This is a genomic window from Kitasatospora sp. NBC_00070 (assembly GCF_045041205.1).
Lineage (GTDB): Bacteria > Actinomycetota > Actinomycetes > Streptomycetales > Streptomycetaceae > Kitasatospora.
Genome location: NZ_CP108247.1, coordinates 354,800 through 370,978, shown reverse-complemented (window position 1 = coordinate 370,978; position 16,179 = coordinate 354,800). Strand labels below are relative to the sequence as shown.

The window sequence follows — 16,179 nt, the reverse complement described above, 5'->3', positions numbered from 1 at the left end:
CCCGGAGCACCCTGGAAGGAGGCAAGGCCCGGCCGAGGCCGGGCGCGGCACACGGACGCGGGAGGTGTTCGGCCATGGCGAAGTTCATGGATGTGCACCGGAACATGACGGGCATCACGGCGGAGGAGCTCCGGGCGGCCCACCTGGCCGACCTGGCCATCGAGGCCGACGAGGGGGTGCACTTCGAGCAGGCCTGGGCGGATCCGGAGGCGGGCGTCGTGTACTGCCTGTCCGAGGCACCGTCCAAGGAAGCGGTCCAGCGGATCCACGAGCGGGCCGGGCACCAGGCGGACGAGATCCACCCGGTGCCGCTGATGGTCTGAGGCGGTCAGGCCACGGGCTCGGGGCTGATCAGGACGACCTCGGCCGGGCCGGCGCGGAACGCCTTGTTGGCGGCGTCGGCCGCGACCATGTGGGCCGACCCGTCGTGCAGCCGGAGCGCCTCCGCCGATGCCCACTCCTCGATCAGGACGAAGCGGTCCGGGTCGTCGGCGACGGTGTGCAGGTCGTACCGAAGGCAGCCGGGCTCGGCGCGCACCGTGGGGGCCAGCGCGGTGAAGGCGGCGATCTGCTCGGCCCCGAGGCCGGGCCGGGTGGTGAGGTGGACGAGGACCTTCAGCGGGGTGGCGTTCGACATCCGGCGAACCTAGCGGTCGGCCGATCATGAGGGTCGGACCCGACCGGATGGTGGAACGCGAACGTCGCGGAGCCCGGGCCGGCCGGCCCGGGCTCCGCCGGTGGGTCGGTCTTAACTGGGGGACTCGGCGCCCCGGCGGGCGTAGTACCACCAGGTGACCACGATGCAGCTGAGGTAGAAGGCGACGAAGCCCCACATCGCGCTGGTGACCGCGAAGTTGGCGAACATGGCGGGGATGAAGAAGAACCCGTAGGCGGCGATCGCGGCGGTGAAGCCGGTGACCGCGCCGGACTCCATCTCGGCCTGCTTGAGCGCCTGGTCGTGGGCGGGCGTCCCCTCGGTGAGGCCCTTCAGGGCCTGGGCCCGGAAGATCACCGGGATCTGCCGGAAGGTCGAGCCGTTGCCGATGCCGGAGAAGAAGAACGCGGCCAGGAAGCAGACGAAGAAGCCGTAGAAGGAGCCCTCGTTGCCGCCGGCGGGCAGGAAGTTGATGACTCCGACGATGGACCCGGCCATGCCCACGAAGGAGAGCACGGTGACCCTGGCCCCGCCGAACCTGTCGGCGACCCAGCCGCCGGCCCAGCGGGCGAGCGCGCCGAGCGCGGGGCCCATCCAGGCGTAGGTGGCGACGGAGTAGGCGGGGAAGGTGGTCTTGATCAGCAGCGGCAGGGCGGCGGCGAAGCCGATGAAGGAGCCGAAGGTCCCGACGTAGAGCCAGGTCATCAGCCAGGTGTGCTTGCGCCGGAAGATGACCCGCTGCCGGCTGAAGGGGGTGGAGGCGACCTTGAGGTCGTTCTGGCCGAGCCAGCTGACCAGGGCCAGGACGATCAGCACCGGGATCCAGACGAACGCGGCGTTCTGCAGGTAGACCGGGGTGCCGTCGGCCTTGTGCTGGGCCGAGCCGATGGCGAGCATCGAGGAGGTGATCAGCACCGGGGTGAGCAGCTGGACCACCGAGACACCGAGGTTGCCCAGACCGCCGTTGATACCGGTCGCGTTGCCCTTCTTCTCCTTCGGGAAGAAGAAGCCGATGTTCGCCAGCGAGGAGGAGAAGTTGGCCCCGCCGAAGCCGCAGAGCGCGGCGATCAGGGCCAGTACGCCGAACGGGGTCGAGGTGTCCTGGATGGCGATGCCGAGCCAGAGCAGCGGGGCGATCAGCACCACGGTGGAGAGCGCGGTGAAGCGGCGCTGGCCGATCCGGGGGCCGAGGAAGGTGTAGAAGATCCGGGCCGTGCCGCCGGTCAGGCCCGGGATGGCGGTCAGCCAGAACAGCTGGGAGGTGGAGATGTCGAAGCCGACGTCCTTGAGGTTGGTCGCGGTGACCGACCAGACCTGCCAGACCACGAAGGCGACCAGCAGCGCGGGGACCGCGATCCACAGGTTCCGGGTGGCGACGCGCTTGCCGACGGACTTCCAGAAGACCTCGTCCTCCGGTTCCCACACGGTGACCGTGCGGCCCGGCCGGTAGTCCTCCGGATCGGGGCCGGAGCTGCCGGCCGGTGGCTGCGAGGCGCGTTGGAGCGTGGAACTCATGCTGCTTCCCCTGCTGTTGAGACGATGCAGGTCCTACCGGGCGGAGGCCGCCGGGCAGGTCCGGATGCTTCCACGGTGCTCCTCTGTTCCGGCCCTACCGAGAGTCCAACGCCACCTTCCGGCCGGTCCAAGGTCCCGCCTGCGGATCGCCCTGCCTCAGCCGGAGTGGGCGTGGGACTGCTCCTGCCGAGGTGCCCAGAGGGGAGTGCGGAGCTGGGTCTCCATCTCGTCCAGTGCCTGCCGGACGGCGGTGATGCGCAGCCGCAGCTCGTCGGCCGGATCGGGCACCTCCACCACCGGACGGGCGGCGGCGGCCTCGATCTCGCGGGCCTCGTCGAGGGCGTTCAGCACCACCCCGATCAGCACGTTCACCAGGACGAAGGAGCCGAACAGCACGTAGGAGGCGTAGAACACGATGCTGAACGGCGAGATCTCCAGCCCGGCCCGGACGGACTCGCCCAGTCCGTCCAGCGTCATCAGCAGAAAGAGCGTCAGCGCGGCGCGCCCCAGCGAGCCGTAGTGCTCCGGGTCGTAGGGGGCGAAGCAGATCCAGCCGACCATCGAGTACACGTAGAGCACCAGCGCGCCGACCACCAGGAAGCTCGCCGTACCCGGCAGGCTGCGGCCGACCGCGATCAGCAGTACCCGCAGCTGCGGCATGAAGCGCGCGGTGCGCAGCACCCGGGCCAGCCGGAGCAGCCGGAGCAGGGTGGTGTTCTCGCGCAGGAACGGGATGAACGCGGAGGAGACCACCAGCAGGTCGAAGACGTTCCACGGGTCCCGGAAGAAGGCGGCGGGCCGGTCCAGGTGCGCGCCGAGGCGGACCAGCATCTCCAGGGTGAAGACCACCAGACAGCCGAACTCGGCCTGGTCGAGGGCCTGGCTGTACGTGCTGGTGAGCCCCGGGTAGGTCTCCACGCCGAGCAGCAGTGCGTTCAGCAGGATCACCCCGAGCACGGTGAACGCGAACGCGGGCGCCTCGTTCATCGCACGGCAGCGTGCGGCCAGGCGGCCGAGGCCGGCCTGTACCGCGGTCAGCTCTGTCATCGGTCTCTCCCCTTGTACCGACCGCCGGGCAGGACGGTGATCGTCGTTCCGCTCGCCCAACGCCTGACGGTCCGTCAGGGCACGCCGGCGTCCCGAAGCTCACCCGAACGTGGCGGCCGCCCGGGCGGTGCTGTGACGGGCCTGTGACCGGAGGTGTGGCGTGCGTCATTGCCGGGGTGGGCACGCCCTGATCGACTCGGTGGATGCCCAGCTCCCGCACCGCCCTCCCCGCCGTCCTGGCCGGCGCCCTGCTGCTCACCGGATGTGGTTCGCGGGCCGCCGGCCTCGGGAGCGGCGCGGTGCCGCCGTCGGAACGGCCGCCGGGTGCGCCCTCCTGCGGGCCGGCGTCCGGCGGTGCGCCGAAGCCGTCGGGGCAGCCCGCCCTGGCGGCCGTGGGCGGCGTCAGGATCACGGCCGTGCGCGGTGGTTGCGCCGAGTTCGAGGTGACCAACCACGAGGCCGGGCCGCTCTCCTACCTGATCTCCTTCAGTTTCCTGTCGGCCTCGGGGCAGGCGGTGGCGAGCCCGCAGCAGGCCGTCGCGTCGGTCGGTCCCGGCCGGACCGTGCCGGGCAAGGTGGAGACGACGGCCGGCCGGCCGTCGGACGGCACCGGGCGGGTGAAGATCACCAAGGTGCGGAGCGTGCCGAGCGCCGAGGCGTCGGTCGTGGGCGAGCCCTGCCCGCCGTCCGGGACGCGGATCTCCGTCGACGAGGGCGACGCCGCGATGGGGCTGCGGGTGGTGGGCCTGCACCTGGAGAACTGCGGCACCGGGACGGTCCGGCTGAACGGCTACCCGGAGCTCGAGGTCCTGGACGAGGACCACAAGGCGGTGGACGCCGTGCAGGTGCTGCACGGCGGCAGCGCGATCGCGAGCGGTACCGGGGCCGACGGCGGACCCGAGCCGCTGGCCCTGCAGCCCGGGCAGCGGGCCCGGGCCGAGGTGGTGTGGCGCAACACCGTCGAGGCCGGGGTGGGCGACCCGGTCAACGCGCCGTACCTGCGGGTGCGGGCGGCGCCGGGCTCGGCCCCCATGACGGTGATCCCGGAACTCGACCTGGGCACCACCGGCCGACTGGGCGTCAGTGCCTGGAAGCCGGACGGGGTCGGCTGACCGGCTACTTGACCTTGGTGCAGCCGGTCTCGCTCGCCTGGTGCACCGTGACGTCGTTGGGCAGGGCGGTGGGCACCGGTGCGGGCGCGGTGGCGACCCGGTAGTCGGTCCCGAGGGTGACCACCACGCTGCTGCCGGTGCCGCCCGCCGCGACGGCGGTCTCCGGCAGGCCGAGGGCCTGGGCGATGGCGCGGGCGGCGTCCTTCTGGTCGGCCCGGGGGTAGCGGACGGTGCTGGTGACCACGTTCTTCGGTGCGCCCGTCCCGGCCTCGGCCCGGTACCTGAGCTTGGCCAGGGTCTCGGCGGTGCTGCTGGCCAGGCCCTTCTGGGCGGTGCTGTTGAGGACGGTGACGCCGACGGTGGCCGGGTCCACCACCGGCGGGGGCGGCGGGGTGGCGGTCGGGGTGGCCGGCTGGGTGCCGCCGCTGTGGTCCTCGCCGCCGGTCAGCGGCTTGTCCGAGCGGATCAGGGCGAACAGCTCGCCGCTCCCGGGCGAGACCAGCTTGTTCTTCTCCTGCAGTTCCGGGTTCGGGTCGTCGTGGGTGAACGCGGTGGGCGGTTGGACGAACTGGACCTCGGAGGGCCTGATGTTCTTCAGGTCGGTGGCCAGCGAGACCAGCTTGGTGGTGCCGGCGATGTTCTCCGAGACGGTGAGCGACCTGGTGGCGGCCTCGATCACCGGGAAGGCCTTGGTCGGGTCGAGCAGGGTGCCCTTGGCGGTGAGCTTGCGCAGCAGCGAGGAGAGGTAGGCGCGCTGCATCGAGAACCGCCCGATCGCGGTGCCGTCCTGGACCTCGTGCCGGGTGCGGACGAACTGGAGGCCCTGTTCCCCCGTCAGCGTGACCGGGCCCGCCGGGATGTCGAGGTGCGAGCCGGAGTCGTTGACCGGGGTGCACAGGTTGACCTCGACACCGTCGACGGCGTCGGTGAGGTCCTTGACGCCCTGGAAGTTGACCACCATCCAGGAGTCGATCTTCAGGCCGGTGAGTGCCTGGACGGTGTCCTGCACACAGCCGGGGCCGCCCCGGCCCATCGCCTCGTTCAGCGGCCGGTGCTTGATCGCCTGGGAGACCTTGCCGTCCTTGGTGGTGCACTTCGGGATGTCGATCAGCGAGTCCCTGGGGAGGTCGAGGGCGACCGCCGCGCGTTTGTCGGGGTAGACGTGCAGCACGATGTTGACGTCGTTGTTGCCGAGGCCGACGTTCTGCCGGTCGCCGTAGCCGCCGCCCAGGCCCTTCCGGCTGTCGGTGCCGATCACCAGGATGTTCATCGCGACCCGGCCCTTGCCGTCGGCCTGGCCGGGCGGCGGCGGGGCGTTGCCCGCGCCGAGCCGGTCGGACTGGATGTTGGAGTCCAGGTGCCGCAGGTAGAGGAAGGCGCCGCCGCAGCTGGCCAGCACCAGCCCGCCGGTGGTGAGCAGGGCCGGTACGACCCAGCGCGGGCGGGACTTCGGCGACCGGCGGCCGTGCGGCCGGGCCGCCTGCCGGGTGGCCGCCCGTCCGGCGGGTTTCGGCTGGTGGTCGGGCATGGCGCGTCCCCCGCTTCTCGTGGTCGGGCGCCCGTCGGGCACCTGTACGAAGCTAGCGGAGATCGTGGGCCGGTCTGTGATCTGTTACAGAATCAGAACGCTTGAGTGAACAGGGGTTTGACGAACGAACTGGGTTGTCAGGCGGTGCCCGGAGCGGTCGGGCCGAGGTCGCCGGCCGGGGAAGGGGCCCTGGTGCCGAGGCAGAGGATGAAGGTGCTGCTCCGCCGCTGCTCGGTGTAGGTGGCGATCACCCCCGGCTCGGTGTCGCACTGCGTCTCGTCGACGCCGTGGACCACCTTGAGGACCTTCAGGTCGTCGGGGCCCGCCGCCGGGCAGTCGACGATCGTCACGTCCGGGGCGTCCTCGGTACCGGAGTTGTGGACGCAGTCGCCGGCCTGGGCGGACCGCGGGTCGTCCCGGTAGAAGTACGCGGCGGCGGCCAGGGCGAGCGCCACTCCCACCACGACGACCAGCCCGGCCAGGAGGCCCGAGCCGAACCGCCTCCTGCGAGGCGCCGAGGTCGCGGTGCCCTCCTCGGGGGACGGCGGGGCGTCGGAGGTGTCGGGGAGCTCGGGGGCGGGGCTGGTCACGGTCGTCCTCGGGTCGGTTCCGGCGGTGTGTGCGGCCAGAGACTAGGGCATCCGGGGCCCGTGGATCGAATGGAAATACGACCGCCCTCCGAGCACATCGCACATGGATCTACCAGAACGAACATCCATGTGTTAGAAATGCGGCATGGCTACCGCGAACCGTCTCGACGTCACCCTGCGCCTGGTCCAGGGCGCCGAGCAGATGGGCGTCGGTGAGCTGGCCCGACGGCTCGGCGTGTCCGAGATGACCGTCCGCCGGGATCTGGACGAGCTGGAGCGCCGGGGGATGGTCGAGCGGGTGCACGGCGGCGCCCGGGCCACCGGGACGCGGGAGCGGCGGACCGGGTTCGCCGCCCGCGAGCCGTGGCAGGCGGCCACCAAACGCCGACTGGGCGCCGCGGTGGCCGAGTTGGTGGAGCCGGGCCAGACGGTGCTGCTGGACGCCGGCACCACCACCGTGCAGGTCGCGGCGCAGCTGGTGGCCCGGGCCCCGCTGACCGTGGCGGTGCTCAGCCTGCAGGCGGCCGTCCGGCTGGCCGACCAGCCGGGCATCCGCCTGCTGGTGCTGGGCGGCGAGGCCCGGCCCAACGAGCAGTCGCTGGTCGGCCCGCTCGCGCTGCGGGCGGTGGACGCGCTGGCCTTCGACTGCTTCGTGATGTCGATCGGCGGCGTGCACGCCGAGCACGGCTGGTCGGAGTTCTCGCTGGACGACGGCGCGGTCAAGCAGACCGCGCTGGCCCGGGCCGCCCGGACGGTCGCGGTGGCGGACGCCACCAAGCTCGGGGTGCAGGCGTTCAGCCGGGTCGCCCCGCTGTCCGCCGTGGACGTCTTCGTCACCGACGCCACCGGCGCCGACCCCGCCACCCACCCGAGCGGTCCGCAGACCCTGGCCGCCCTGCGCGAGGCCGGGGTCGACACCCGGCTGGTCTGACCCGCCCGCAGCCACCCCGCGCCGCCCGGAGCCACCCCGACGAAAGGCCCCCGATGACCGAGACACCCCGCCCGCTGATGATCCTGGTCGCCGGCCCGTACCGGTCGGGCACCGGTGACGACCCGGCCCGGCTGGCCGCGAACGTCGAGGCGATGAACCGGGCCGCCCTCACCCTGTTCCGGGCCGGGCACCTGCCGGTCACCGGCGAGGCGCTGGCCCTGCCGCTGATCGGGGCGGCCGGCTCCGCGCAGGTCGGCGACCCGGCCTTCGACGAGATCTTCCACCCGGTGGCGGAGCGCCTGCTGACCCGCTGCGACGCGGTCTGGCGGATCGGCGGCCCGTCCCAGGGCGCCGACCTGATGACCGCGCAGGCCGTGGACCAGGGCAAGCCGGTCTTCCACCGGCTCGACGAGATCCCGGCCGCCCGGTGACCGCCGGCCTGGACACCCCCGACCGGCGCGGCCGCACCGGCCTCGACCGGGCCGGCCGCGACCTCACCGGCAACCCCGGGGTCGCGGTCCGCGACGTCACCCTGCTCTCCTGCCACTGGTACGTGCTGCGCACCACCACCTTCGACTACCGGCACCGGGACGGGCACTGGAGCACCGAGCAGCGCGAGACGTACGACCGGGGCAACGGCGCCACCGTGCTGCTGTACGACACCGAGCGCGGCACGGTGCTGCTGACCCGTCAGTTCCGCTACCCGGCCTACGTCAACGGGCACCCGGACGGGATGCTGCTCGAAACGGCCGCCGGGCTGCTGGACCAGGACGACCCGGAGACCGCGATCCGCCGGGAGGCTGCCGAGGAGACCGGGCACACCATCGGCGCGGTGCAGCACGTGTTCGACGTCTACATGAGCCCCGGTTCGGTGACCGAGCGCCTGCACTTCTACGCGGCGCCGTACGGCCCGGGCACCCGTACGGGTGTCGGTGGCGGGGTGGCCGCGGAGGGGGAGGACATCGAGGTGCTCGAACTGCCCTTCGCCGAGGCCCTCGACCTGGTCCGCTCCGGAGTGATCGCCGATGCCAAGACGATCATGCTGTTGCAGTGGGCGGCGCTGGACGGCCCGTTCGGCCCCGGAGGGGCCGGGTAGCAGGTGCGGGCGGGGAAACATCAGCGGATTTTCCGATGAAGTACGACTGTGTCGGCCGACACGTCGGACGATCCGTAGGGGGAGATTCCGCCGGGGTCGGCGCGAGTCTGCTACGGTTACACCAGTTGCAGTTTTGGTTCCCATGACTTTTGTGTGCGCCTGCTGGTTTGAACGCAGGCGCATTTTTGTTTCCCGGCTCGCACCGGATGGGTAATCCTCGCGGCGACTCGGCCTCCGCACAGGGCGGGAGCTGGTCAGCCCCTTGAAGGAGAATTTTTATGGCTAATGGCACTGTGAAGTGGTTCAACGCGGAAAAGGGCTTCGGCTTCATTGAGCAGGAGGGTGGCGGCCCGGACGTGTTCGCCCACTACTCGAACATCAACGCCAACGGCTTCCGCGAGCTGCTCGAGGGCCAGAAGGTCGAGTTCGACGTCACGCAGGGTCAGAAGGGCCCGCAGGCCGAGAACATTCGTCCGCTGTAGTTTTTACTGCGCAGGCACCTGCCACGCAGGAGGGGCCCGCACCGCGCGTCATGCACGGTGCGGGTCTCTCGGCATTTCTGCCGGAATCGGATGTTCACGGTTCGAGGTTTCGGCCGGGGGGCTCGTCGAAGCCCCTCGCAGGTGACGTGCAGCACGGTTTTCTCCGTCCACGCCCCGCGTTCTTCACCGCCGTGTCCGGCCCGTTCGTGTGCTCTCCGTGCTGCCCAGTGCCGCGGAGGCAGCCTCGCGACGCGCCGCGCCGAGGAAGGTTTTCCCGCATGAACACCAACCGTTCCAGCCGTTCGTCGTACCAGAACTCCAACTCCCGCTCCGCCCAGGGCTCCCGCTCCGGCGGTGCGAGCCGGGGCAGCAGCTTCGGTGGTTCCGGCGGCGGCTTCCGCTCCGAGGGCCGTCCGCGTTCCTCCGGTCCGTCGAACCGTCAGCGCTCCGCCCCGCAGGGCGAGTTCGCGCTGCCCGTCACCGTCACCCCGCCGCTCCCGGCGGTCGAGGCCTTCGCCGAGCTGGACATGCCGCAGGCGCTGCTGGCCACGCTGACCCGGCAGGGCGTCACCGCCCCGTTCCCGATCCAGGCGGCCACCCTGCCGAACACTTTGGCCGGCCGTGACGTGCTCGGCCGGGGCCGGACCGGCTCGGGCAAGACCCTCGCCTTCGGCCTCGCGGTGCTGGCCCGGACGGCCGGCCGCCGGGCCGAGCCGCGCCACCCGCTGGCCCTGGTGCTGGTGCCGACCCGGGAGCTCGCGCAGCAGGTCACCGAGGCGCTCACGCCGTACGCCCAGGCGCTGCGCCTGCGGATGGTGACGGTGGTCGGCGGTATGTCGATCGGCCGTCAGGCGATGGCCGTGCACCGTGGGGCGGAGGTCGTGGTCGCCACCCCCGGTCGGCTCAAGGACCTGATCCAGCGCGGTGACTGCGTGCTCGACCAGGTCGGCGTGACCGTCCTGGACGAGGCCGACCAGATGGCCGACATGGGCTTCATGCCGCAGGTCACCGAGCTGCTGACGCAGGTCGCCGAGGGCGGCCAGACCATGCTGTTCTCCGCCACGCTGGACCGCAACGTCGACAAGCTGGTCCGCCGCTTCCTCAGCGACCCGGTGGTCCACTCGGTCGACCCGACGGCCGCCACGGTCAGCACGATGGAGCACCACCTGCTGCACGTGCAGGGCCACGACAAGAACGCGGTGGTCGCCCGGATCGCCTCCCGCGACGGCGGGGTCATCATGTTCACCGACACCAAGCACGGTGCGGACCGGCTGGTGCTCGACCTGCTCTCGGTCGGCGTCAAGGCGGCCGCCCTGCACGGCGGCAAGTCCCAGCCGCAGCGCACCCGCACCCTGGAGCAGTTCCGCAACGGCCAGGTGACCGCGCTGATCGCCACCAACGTGGCGGCCCGCGGCATCCACGTGGACGGTCTCGACCTGGTGGTCAACATCGACCCGCCGAGCGACCACAAGGACTACCTGCACCGTGGCGGCCGGACCGCCCGGGCCGGCGAGTCCGGCACCGTGGTCACCCTGGTGCTGCCCAACCAGCGCCGTGAGATGACCCGGATGATGACCGCCGCCGCGCTGGTGCCCGGCTCGGTCAAGGTGCACTCCACCGACGAGGAGCTGGCCCGGATCACCGGCGCCCGGGTCCCCACCGGCGTGCCCGTCGTGGTGGCCGACCCGGTCCGCGAGCGGCCGCGCCGCAGCCCCTCGTCCTCTTCCTCGGGCGGCCGGGGCCGGGCCCGTGACCGCCGTGGCGGCGGCTCCTCCTCGGGCAGCCGCACCGGCTCCGGCGCGCGTTCGCCGCGCTCCGGCCCCCGGGTCGGTCTCGCCGCGTAGTACCCGGTCCGCCACCGGACGAGCACCACGCCCTCTCCAGAGTCGTCACGACCTCCCCGCCGCATCGGGCGGGGAGGTCGTGCCGTCCCCAGCAGCGACGAGCTGCCGGATGACCACCACCAGAGGGAACCGAATGAAGCAGCTCAGCCTCGGCGTACTGGCGCAGTCCCGCAAGGAGAACGAGTTCCGGCGGCCCATCCACCCCGCGCACTTCGAGCGGATCGACCCGGAGCTGCGCGGCGGCATCTTCCTCGAACACGGCTACGGCGAGCGCTTCGGCGTCACCGACGAGTCGTTGAAGACCTTGGTCGGCGGCTTCCGTACGCGGGCGGAGCTGATCGCCGAGTGCGACGTCATGCTGCTCGCCAAACCGCTGGCCGCCGACCTCGCCGAGCTGCGCGAGGGCCAGGTGCTCTGGGGCTGGCCGCACTGCGTGCAGGACCGTGAGCTCACCCAGCTGGCGATCGACCGGAAACTGACGGTGATCGCCTTCGAGGCGATGAACCACTGGACCAACGACGGCTCGTTCAACCTGCACGTGTTCCACAAGAACAACGAACTGGCCGGCTACTCCTCGGTCCTGCACGCGATGCAGATCCACGGCTCGACCGGGGACTACGGCCGCCGGCTGCGCGCGGCCGTGATCGGCTTCGGCGCGACGGCCCGGGGCGCGGTCACCGCGCTGGCCGCCCTCGGCGTGCACGACGTGGACGTGCTGACCCAGCGTGGCGTCACCGCCGTCAGCTCACCGATCCACTCGGCCCGGATCGTCCAGTTCGACCGGGACGAGGCCGCGCCGCGTCCGATCCACGCCATGACCGACGACGGCCGGGTCCCGTTCGCGGGCTTCCTGGCCGAGCACGACATCATCGTCAACTGCGTGCTGCAGGACACCGCGGCGCCGCTGGTCTTCCTCGCCGACGAGGACCTCGCCCTGCTCGCCCCGGGCACCCTGGTCGTCGACGTCTCCTGCGACGAGGGCATGGGCTTCAGCTGGGCCCGCCCCACCACCTTCACCGACCCGACCTTCGTGGTCGGCGACAACGTGCGCTACTACGGCGTCGACCACAGCCCGTCCTACCTGTGGAACTCGGCCACCTGGGAGAACAGCGAGGCACTGCTGCCGTTCCTGGGCGCCGTGCTCACCGGTGCCACCGCCTGGGACTCCAACGAGACCATCCGCCGGGCCACCGAGATCCGCGACGGCGTGATCCAGAACCCGGCGATCCTCGCCTTCCAGGACCGCGCCGCGGAGTACCCGCACCGCTGAGCGGATCAGGGGCGGGGCCGGTCGGTCCGGTAGCCGAGCGCGGCCGCGGCGGTGGCGGCGAGCACCAGGACCGCGACCAGCCGGAGCCCGAGCGCCATCGCCGGGACGAACTCGGTGGCCCGGGTGGCCGGTCCGCCGACGTGGGCGGCCAGTACCGTGCCGACCACCGCGACACCGAGGGCGGCCCCCACCTCGCGGGCGGCGGTGTTCAGCCCGGCGCCCAACCCGGCCTGGCCGGGCGGGAGTTCGGAGACCACCCCGAAGGCCAGGGCGGGTGCCGAGAGCCCCATGCCGCAGGACAGCACCAGCAGGTACCCGGCGTACAGCGGGTAGGGCGTGCCCGCGTCGGCGGTCGAGACGCAGAGCAGGCCGAGCCCGATCAGCAGCAGGCCGCCGCCGATCAGCGGACGCGGGCCGTACCGGGCCTGGAGCCGGACGGCGACCTTGGGGGCCAGCGCCATGCCGACCGTGAGCGGGACGATGGCCAGGCCGGTGAGCGCGGCCGAGTACCCCTTGACGTACTGCAGGTACTGGGAGTTGACGTAGAACAGGGCGAACAGGCCGAAGAAGCTCGCGGCCGAGCCGAGCGCCGCCGCGCGCAGCCGTCGGTTGCGGAACAGCCGGGGGTCGACCAGCGGGTGGGCGGCCCGCAGGGCGTGCCAGGTGAAGAGCGCGAGCAGCAGGACTCCGGCGGCGAAGCCGGTCAGCACCCGGGCGGAGGTCCAGCCCTGCTCGGGGCCCTCGACGATGCCGTGCAGCACGGCGGCCAGTCCGCCGATCAGCAGCAGTGAGCCGAGCCCGTCGGTGGCGGCGGGGTGCCGGGGCGAGTCGGGGACGGTGCGGGCGACGGCGGCCGCCAGGACGGCGGCCAGCGGGAGCATCGCCCAGAACAGCGCCTGCCAGGGCAGGAACTGGGCGATCAGTCCGCCGACCACGTTGCCGGCCAGGCCGCCGAGGCCCAGCGCGAGGGTCCAGGTGGCCAGGGCCCCGGCCCGGCCCGTGGGGCCGGCCAGTTGGACCATGATCGACATGGTGGCGGGCATGATCAGCGCCGCCCCGGCGCCGGAGACGGCCCGTCCGGCGATCAGCAGGGCCGGACCGCCGGCCAGCGCGCTGACCGCCGCGCCGATCGCGAACAGCCCGAGCCCTGCCAGCAGGACGCGTCGTCGGCCGTAGCGGTCGCCGAGCGCGCCGGCGGGGATCAGCAGGCCGGCGAACACCAGGACGTAGGCGTCGACCGCCCAGACCAGCTGACCACTGCTCAGGCCCAGGCCGGAGGAGGCGAGTTGCGGGATCATCAGGTTGATCGCGGCGACCATGCTCTGGGCGACCATGGCGCAGGCGCAGACGGCGAGCACCACCAGTCGCCCTGGTCGGGCGGCGGTGGACACCGGGGCGGGTGTGCGGGCAGACGTGGACAAGGCTCCCCCTGGAGCTGGCGTGAACGGTGGGATGTCTGCCACCGTAGGGGGCCCCGCTCCTGTCTTCCAGTGCAAGTTTCGCAAGGAATGAATGCGTGTGACGCAATCCGGTCTGGACCTCAACCTGCTGATCGCCCTCGACCTGCTGCTGGAGGAGGGCAGCGTCTCCGGCGCGGCCCGGCGGATGCACCTCTCGGAGCCCGCGATGAGCCGCACCCTGGGCCGGATCCGCAAGGCGCTCGGCGACCCGGTGCTGGTCCGGGCCGGGCGCGTGATGGTGCCGACCCCGCACGCGCTGGCGCTGCGCGCGGAGGTCCGGGCGGTGGTGGAGCGGGCCCAGGCGCTGTTCACCCCGACCGGGCAGCTGGACCTGAGCACGCTGTCGCGCACCTTCACCGTGCTGGCCCACGACGCGTTCGGCGCCCTGTACGGCTCGGCGCTGCTGGCCCGGGCCGCGGCCGAGGCGCCGGGGGTCCGGCTGCGGATCCTGGCCGACAGTCACCTGGACGCCCCGACGCTGCGCGAGGGCGGCGCCGACCTGGAGGTCGGGGTGATCGACAGCACCGCACCCGAGGTACGGGTCGAGCGGCTCTTCGAGGACCGGATGCTGGGCGTGGCGCGCCCCGGGCACCCGCTGCTGACCGAGGGGCCCGTCACCCCCGAACGGTTCGCCGCCGCCCCGCAGTTGAGCGTCTCCCGGCGGGGCCGGATGCACGGTCCGATCGACACCGCGCTGGCCGGGCTCGGCCTGACCCGAACGGTGTCGGCCAGTACGCCGACCTTCCTCGCTGCGCTGTTCATGTCGCTGGACAGCGACCTGGTCGGCCTGGCCAACCTCCGGGCCCGGCCGTTGACCGACGCGCTGGGCCTGACCCTGTTCGAGATCCCGCTGGAGCTGCCGCCACTGCCGTTCGGCCTGGCCTGGCACCCCCGGCACGACGCCGACCCGGCCCACGCCTGGCTGCGGGAGCGGGTCCGGGAGCTGATGACCGCACCGACCGGGTGACCGGGTGTCAGGTGGTCGGCCGGCCGAGCCGGGCCGCCCGGACGGTCAGGTGGTGACACTCCGGCAGGCTGGCGGTCAGGCGGGCGGCGGCCCGGAACTGCTCGGCCGCGCCGACCGCGTCCCCGGCGAGCTCCAGCAGGTGGCCGCGAACCACGGCGGGCCGGTGCCGGCCCGTCAGCTGCCCAGTGGACTCCAGCGCGTCCAGCTCGGTGAGCCCGGCGGCCGGGCCGTGCACCATCGCGGTGGCGACCACCCGGTTGAGGGCGACCACCGGACTGGGCGCGAGCCGCTCCAACACCCCGTACAGCGCCAGGATCTGCGGCCAGTCGGTCGCCCCGGCGGTCGCGGCCTCGTCGTGCACGGCGGCGATCGCCGCCTGCACCTGGTACGGCCCGACCGGGCCGCGCGGGAGGGCCGCGGTGATCAGCGCGACGCCCTCGGCGATCGCCCCGGCGTCCCACCGGCCGCGGTCCTGCTCGGCGAGCGGGACCAGCTCGCCCGCCGGGCTGGTCCGGGCCCGGCTGCGGGCGTGGTTGAGCAGCATCAGCGCGAGCAGGCCGGTGACCTCGCCGTGCTCGGGCAGCGCGGTGTGCAGGGCGCGGGTCAACCGGATCGCCTCCCGGGAGAGTTCGACCCGCTGGAGCTCGGGCCCGGCACTGCCGACGTAGCCCTCGTTGAAGATCAGGTAGAGCACGTGCAGCACCGAGCCGAGCCGGGCGGGCCGGTCCTCGGGCGCCGGCATCCGGAACGGTACCGCCGAGCTCCTGATCCGCTGCTTGGCCCGGCTGATCCGCTGGCCCATGGTCGCCTCCGGCACCAGGAAGGCGTCGGCGATCTGACCGGTGGTCAGGCCGCCGACCGACCGCAGGGTGAGGGCGATCGCGGAGGCCGGGGACAGCGCGGGGTGGCAGCACAGGAACAGCAGCAGCAGCGTGTCGTCCCGCCCGCCGAGGTCCTCGGCGTCGGCGGGCGGCGCCGACCAGTGCTCGGCGGGCTGCTGCCCGGCGACCCGGTCCTCCCGGCGGCGCCGGGCCTGCTCGCTGCGCACCTCCTCGGTCATCCGCCGCTGGGCGACCTGGATCAGCCAGCCCCGGGGGTTGCCGGGCAGACCCTCGGCCGGCCACTGGAGGGCGGCGGCGAGCAGTGCCTCCTGGACGGCGTCCTCGGCTGCGGTGAAGTCACCGAACCGCCGGGTGAGCACGCCGAGGACCTGCGGCGCCAGCTCGCGCAGCAGGTCCTCGGCGGCGGGGTCGAGCGTGCTCAGCGGGTCACATCTCCTCGGTCGGCGCCGACATCACCTGGCGCACCTCGATCGGCATGTTCAGCGGCCGCCCGCCGGGGCCGGGCGCGGTCGAGACGTGCGCGGCGATCTCGACGGCCCGCTCGGGGCCCTCGCAGTCGACGATCCACCAGCCGGCCACCCACTCCTTGGTCTCCGCGAACGGACCTTCGGTGACCACCGGGACGCCGTTCGCCCCGGCGCGGACGATCTTCGCGGTGTCCGGCATCGCCAGCCCCTGGCCGTCGACGAACTCGCCGTCGGCCATCAGCTTCCGGTTGGTGTCGCCCATGAAGCCGATGTGGGCCCGGAGCTCCTCCGGCGTCCAGGTGTCGACCGTCGGGAAGTCGCTGGCGGCCGCGCTGAACTGCATCAACAGCATGTACTTCATGATCTGCTCCTC

Annotated in this window: 17 protein-coding genes; 9 read left to right on the top strand and 8 right to left on the bottom strand. The window is 72.7% G+C overall.

Going from position 1 to position 16,179, the window contains the following annotated elements:
- The first annotated feature begins 74 nt into the window (after window positions 1-74).
- On the top strand, window positions 75-323 hold the full coding sequence (locus tag OHV05_RS01760; RefSeq protein ID WP_405015964.1) for an SCO4226 family nickel-binding protein: 249 nt from the start codon (window positions 75-77) through the stop codon (window positions 321-323).
- Between the two features lie 5 nt (window positions 324-328).
- Here OHV05_RS01760 and OHV05_RS01755 read toward each other — a convergent pair whose 3' ends face one another.
- The 3 genes from OHV05_RS01755 to OHV05_RS01745 form a co-directional block, all read right to left on the bottom strand.
- Complete coding sequence (locus OHV05_RS01755) at window positions 329-637, bottom strand: putative quinol monooxygenase (RefSeq protein WP_405015963.1); 309 nt, start codon at window positions 635-637, stop codon at window positions 329-331.
- A gap of 111 nt (window positions 638-748) precedes the next feature.
- Window positions 749-2,170 carry a NarK family nitrate/nitrite MFS transporter gene (locus OHV05_RS01750; RefSeq protein WP_405015962.1) on the bottom strand — a complete coding sequence of 474 codons (1,422 nt, stop codon included), beginning with the start codon at window positions 2,168-2,170 and terminating at the stop codon, window positions 749-751.
- Window positions 2,171-2,326: 156 nt separating this feature from the next.
- On the bottom strand, window positions 2,327-3,217 hold the full coding sequence (locus OHV05_RS01745) for an ion transporter (RefSeq protein ID WP_405015961.1): 891 nt from the start codon (window positions 3,215-3,217) through the stop codon (window positions 2,327-2,329).
- Between the two features lie 203 nt (window positions 3,218-3,420).
- On the opposite strand from OHV05_RS01745, the gene OHV05_RS01740 reads away from it, so the two are divergent.
- Entirely contained in the window at window positions 3,421-4,329 is a 909-nt protein-coding gene (locus OHV05_RS01740) for a DUF4232 domain-containing protein (RefSeq protein ID WP_405015960.1), read from the top strand.
- A gap of 4 nt (window positions 4,330-4,333) precedes the next feature.
- Here OHV05_RS01740 and OHV05_RS01735 read toward each other — a convergent pair whose 3' ends face one another.
- Window positions 4,334-5,857, bottom strand: coding sequence for an LCP family protein (locus tag OHV05_RS01735; protein WP_405015959.1), 1,524 nt, complete (start codon window positions 5,855-5,857; stop codon window positions 4,334-4,336).
- A 137-nt stretch (window positions 5,858-5,994) separates the two neighbouring features.
- Complete coding sequence (locus tag OHV05_RS01730; RefSeq protein ID WP_405015958.1) at window positions 5,995-6,447, bottom strand: hypothetical protein; 453 nt, start codon at window positions 6,445-6,447, stop codon at window positions 5,995-5,997.
- Window positions 6,448-6,592: 145 nt separating this feature from the next.
- Here OHV05_RS01730 and OHV05_RS01725 point away from each other — a divergent pair, with 145 nt between their 5' ends.
- The 6 genes from OHV05_RS01725 (at window position 6,593) to OHV05_RS01700 (ending at window position 12,070) form a co-directional block, all read left to right on the top strand.
- Window positions 6,593-7,378, top strand: coding sequence for a DeoR/GlpR family DNA-binding transcription regulator (locus OHV05_RS01725; protein WP_405015957.1), 786 nt, complete (start codon window positions 6,593-6,595; stop codon window positions 7,376-7,378).
- A gap of 53 nt (window positions 7,379-7,431) precedes the next feature.
- Window positions 7,432-7,809: a DUF4406 domain-containing protein gene (locus tag OHV05_RS01720; protein ID WP_405015956.1), complete on the top strand. Its 378-nt coding sequence runs from the start codon at window positions 7,432-7,434 to the stop codon at window positions 7,807-7,809.
- Window positions 7,806-8,474 (top strand): NUDIX domain-containing protein, encoded by a 669-nt coding sequence (locus tag OHV05_RS01715; RefSeq protein WP_405015955.1) that lies wholly within the window; start codon window positions 7,806-7,808, stop codon window positions 8,472-8,474. The genes OHV05_RS01720 and OHV05_RS01715 overlap by 4 nt, the downstream gene beginning before the upstream one ends.
- A 278-nt stretch (window positions 8,475-8,752) precedes the next feature.
- Entirely contained in the window at window positions 8,753-8,956 is a 204-nt protein-coding gene (locus tag OHV05_RS01710) for a cold-shock protein (RefSeq protein ID WP_030918248.1), read from the top strand.
- A gap of 278 nt (window positions 8,957-9,234) precedes the next feature.
- Entirely contained in the window at window positions 9,235-10,800 is a 1,566-nt protein-coding gene (locus OHV05_RS01705) for a DEAD/DEAH box helicase (RefSeq protein WP_405015954.1), read from the top strand.
- A gap of 133 nt (window positions 10,801-10,933) precedes the next feature.
- Window positions 10,934-12,070, top strand: a complete 1,137-nt coding sequence (locus OHV05_RS01700) for a N(5)-(carboxyethyl)ornithine synthase (RefSeq protein ID WP_405015953.1) — start codon at window positions 10,934-10,936, stop codon at window positions 12,068-12,070.
- Window positions 12,071-12,075: 5 nt separating this feature from the next.
- On the opposite strand, the gene OHV05_RS01695 is transcribed toward OHV05_RS01700, so the two are convergent.
- Entirely contained in the window at window positions 12,076-13,461 is a 1,386-nt protein-coding gene (locus OHV05_RS01695) for an MFS transporter (RefSeq protein ID WP_405015952.1), read from the bottom strand.
- A gap of 121 nt (window positions 13,462-13,582) precedes the next feature.
- Here OHV05_RS01695 and OHV05_RS01690 point away from each other — a divergent pair, with 121 nt between their 5' ends.
- Window positions 13,583-14,497 (top strand): LysR family transcriptional regulator, encoded by a 915-nt coding sequence (locus OHV05_RS01690; protein ID WP_405015951.1) that lies wholly within the window; start codon window positions 13,583-13,585, stop codon window positions 14,495-14,497.
- A 7-nt stretch (window positions 14,498-14,504) separates the two neighbouring features.
- Here the strand turns inward: OHV05_RS01690 and OHV05_RS01685 are convergent, their stop codons facing one another.
- A complete protein-coding gene (locus OHV05_RS01685) occupies window positions 14,505-15,761 on the bottom strand; it encodes an RNA polymerase sigma factor (protein ID WP_405021371.1) in 1,257 nt (418 codons plus the stop codon).
- Between the two features lie 4 nt (window positions 15,762-15,765).
- Window positions 15,766-16,167, bottom strand: coding sequence for a YciI family protein (locus OHV05_RS01680; protein ID WP_405015950.1), 402 nt, complete (start codon window positions 16,165-16,167; stop codon window positions 15,766-15,768).
- Window positions 16,168-16,179: the final 12 nt, after the last annotated feature.

Bases quoted from the DNA above. Each gene is read 5' to 3' on its own strand.
- OHV05_RS01745 (WP_405015961.1), bottom strand. From the start codon at position 3,217: ATGACAGAGCTGACCGCGGTACAGGCCGGCCTCGGCCGCCTGGCCGCA.
- OHV05_RS01725 (WP_405015957.1), top strand. From the start codon at position 6,593: ATGGCTACCGCGAACCGTCTCGACGTCACCCTGCGCCTGGTCCAGGGC.
- OHV05_RS01700 (WP_405015953.1), top strand. From the start codon at position 10,934: ATGAAGCAGCTCAGCCTCGGCGTACTGGCGCAGTCCCGCAAGGAGAAC.
- OHV05_RS01755 (WP_405015963.1), bottom strand. From the start codon at position 637: ATGTCGAACGCCACCCCGCTGAAGGTCCTCGTCCACCTCACCACCCGG.
- OHV05_RS01720 (WP_405015956.1), top strand. From the start codon at position 7,432: ATGACCGAGACACCCCGCCCGCTGATGATCCTGGTCGCCGGCCCGTAC.
- OHV05_RS01705 (WP_405015954.1), top strand. From the start codon at position 9,235: ATGAACACCAACCGTTCCAGCCGTTCGTCGTACCAGAACTCCAACTCC.
- OHV05_RS01710 (WP_030918248.1), top strand. From the start codon at position 8,753: ATGGCTAATGGCACTGTGAAGTGGTTCAACGCGGAAAAGGGCTTCGGC.
- OHV05_RS01690 (WP_405015951.1), top strand. From the start codon at position 13,583: ATGCGTGTGACGCAATCCGGTCTGGACCTCAACCTGCTGATCGCCCTC.
- OHV05_RS01760 (WP_405015964.1), top strand. From the start codon at position 75: ATGGCGAAGTTCATGGATGTGCACCGGAACATGACGGGCATCACGGCG.
- OHV05_RS01750 (WP_405015962.1), bottom strand. From the start codon at position 2,170: ATGAGTTCCACGCTCCAACGCGCCTCGCAGCCACCGGCCGGCAGCTCC.
- OHV05_RS01740 (WP_405015960.1), top strand. From the start codon at position 3,421: ATGCCCAGCTCCCGCACCGCCCTCCCCGCCGTCCTGGCCGGCGCCCTG.
- OHV05_RS01680 (WP_405015950.1), bottom strand. From the start codon at position 16,167: ATGAAGTACATGCTGTTGATGCAGTTCAGCGCGGCCGCCAGCGACTTC.
- OHV05_RS01735 (WP_405015959.1), bottom strand. From the start codon at position 5,857: ATGCCCGACCACCAGCCGAAACCCGCCGGACGGGCGGCCACCCGGCAG.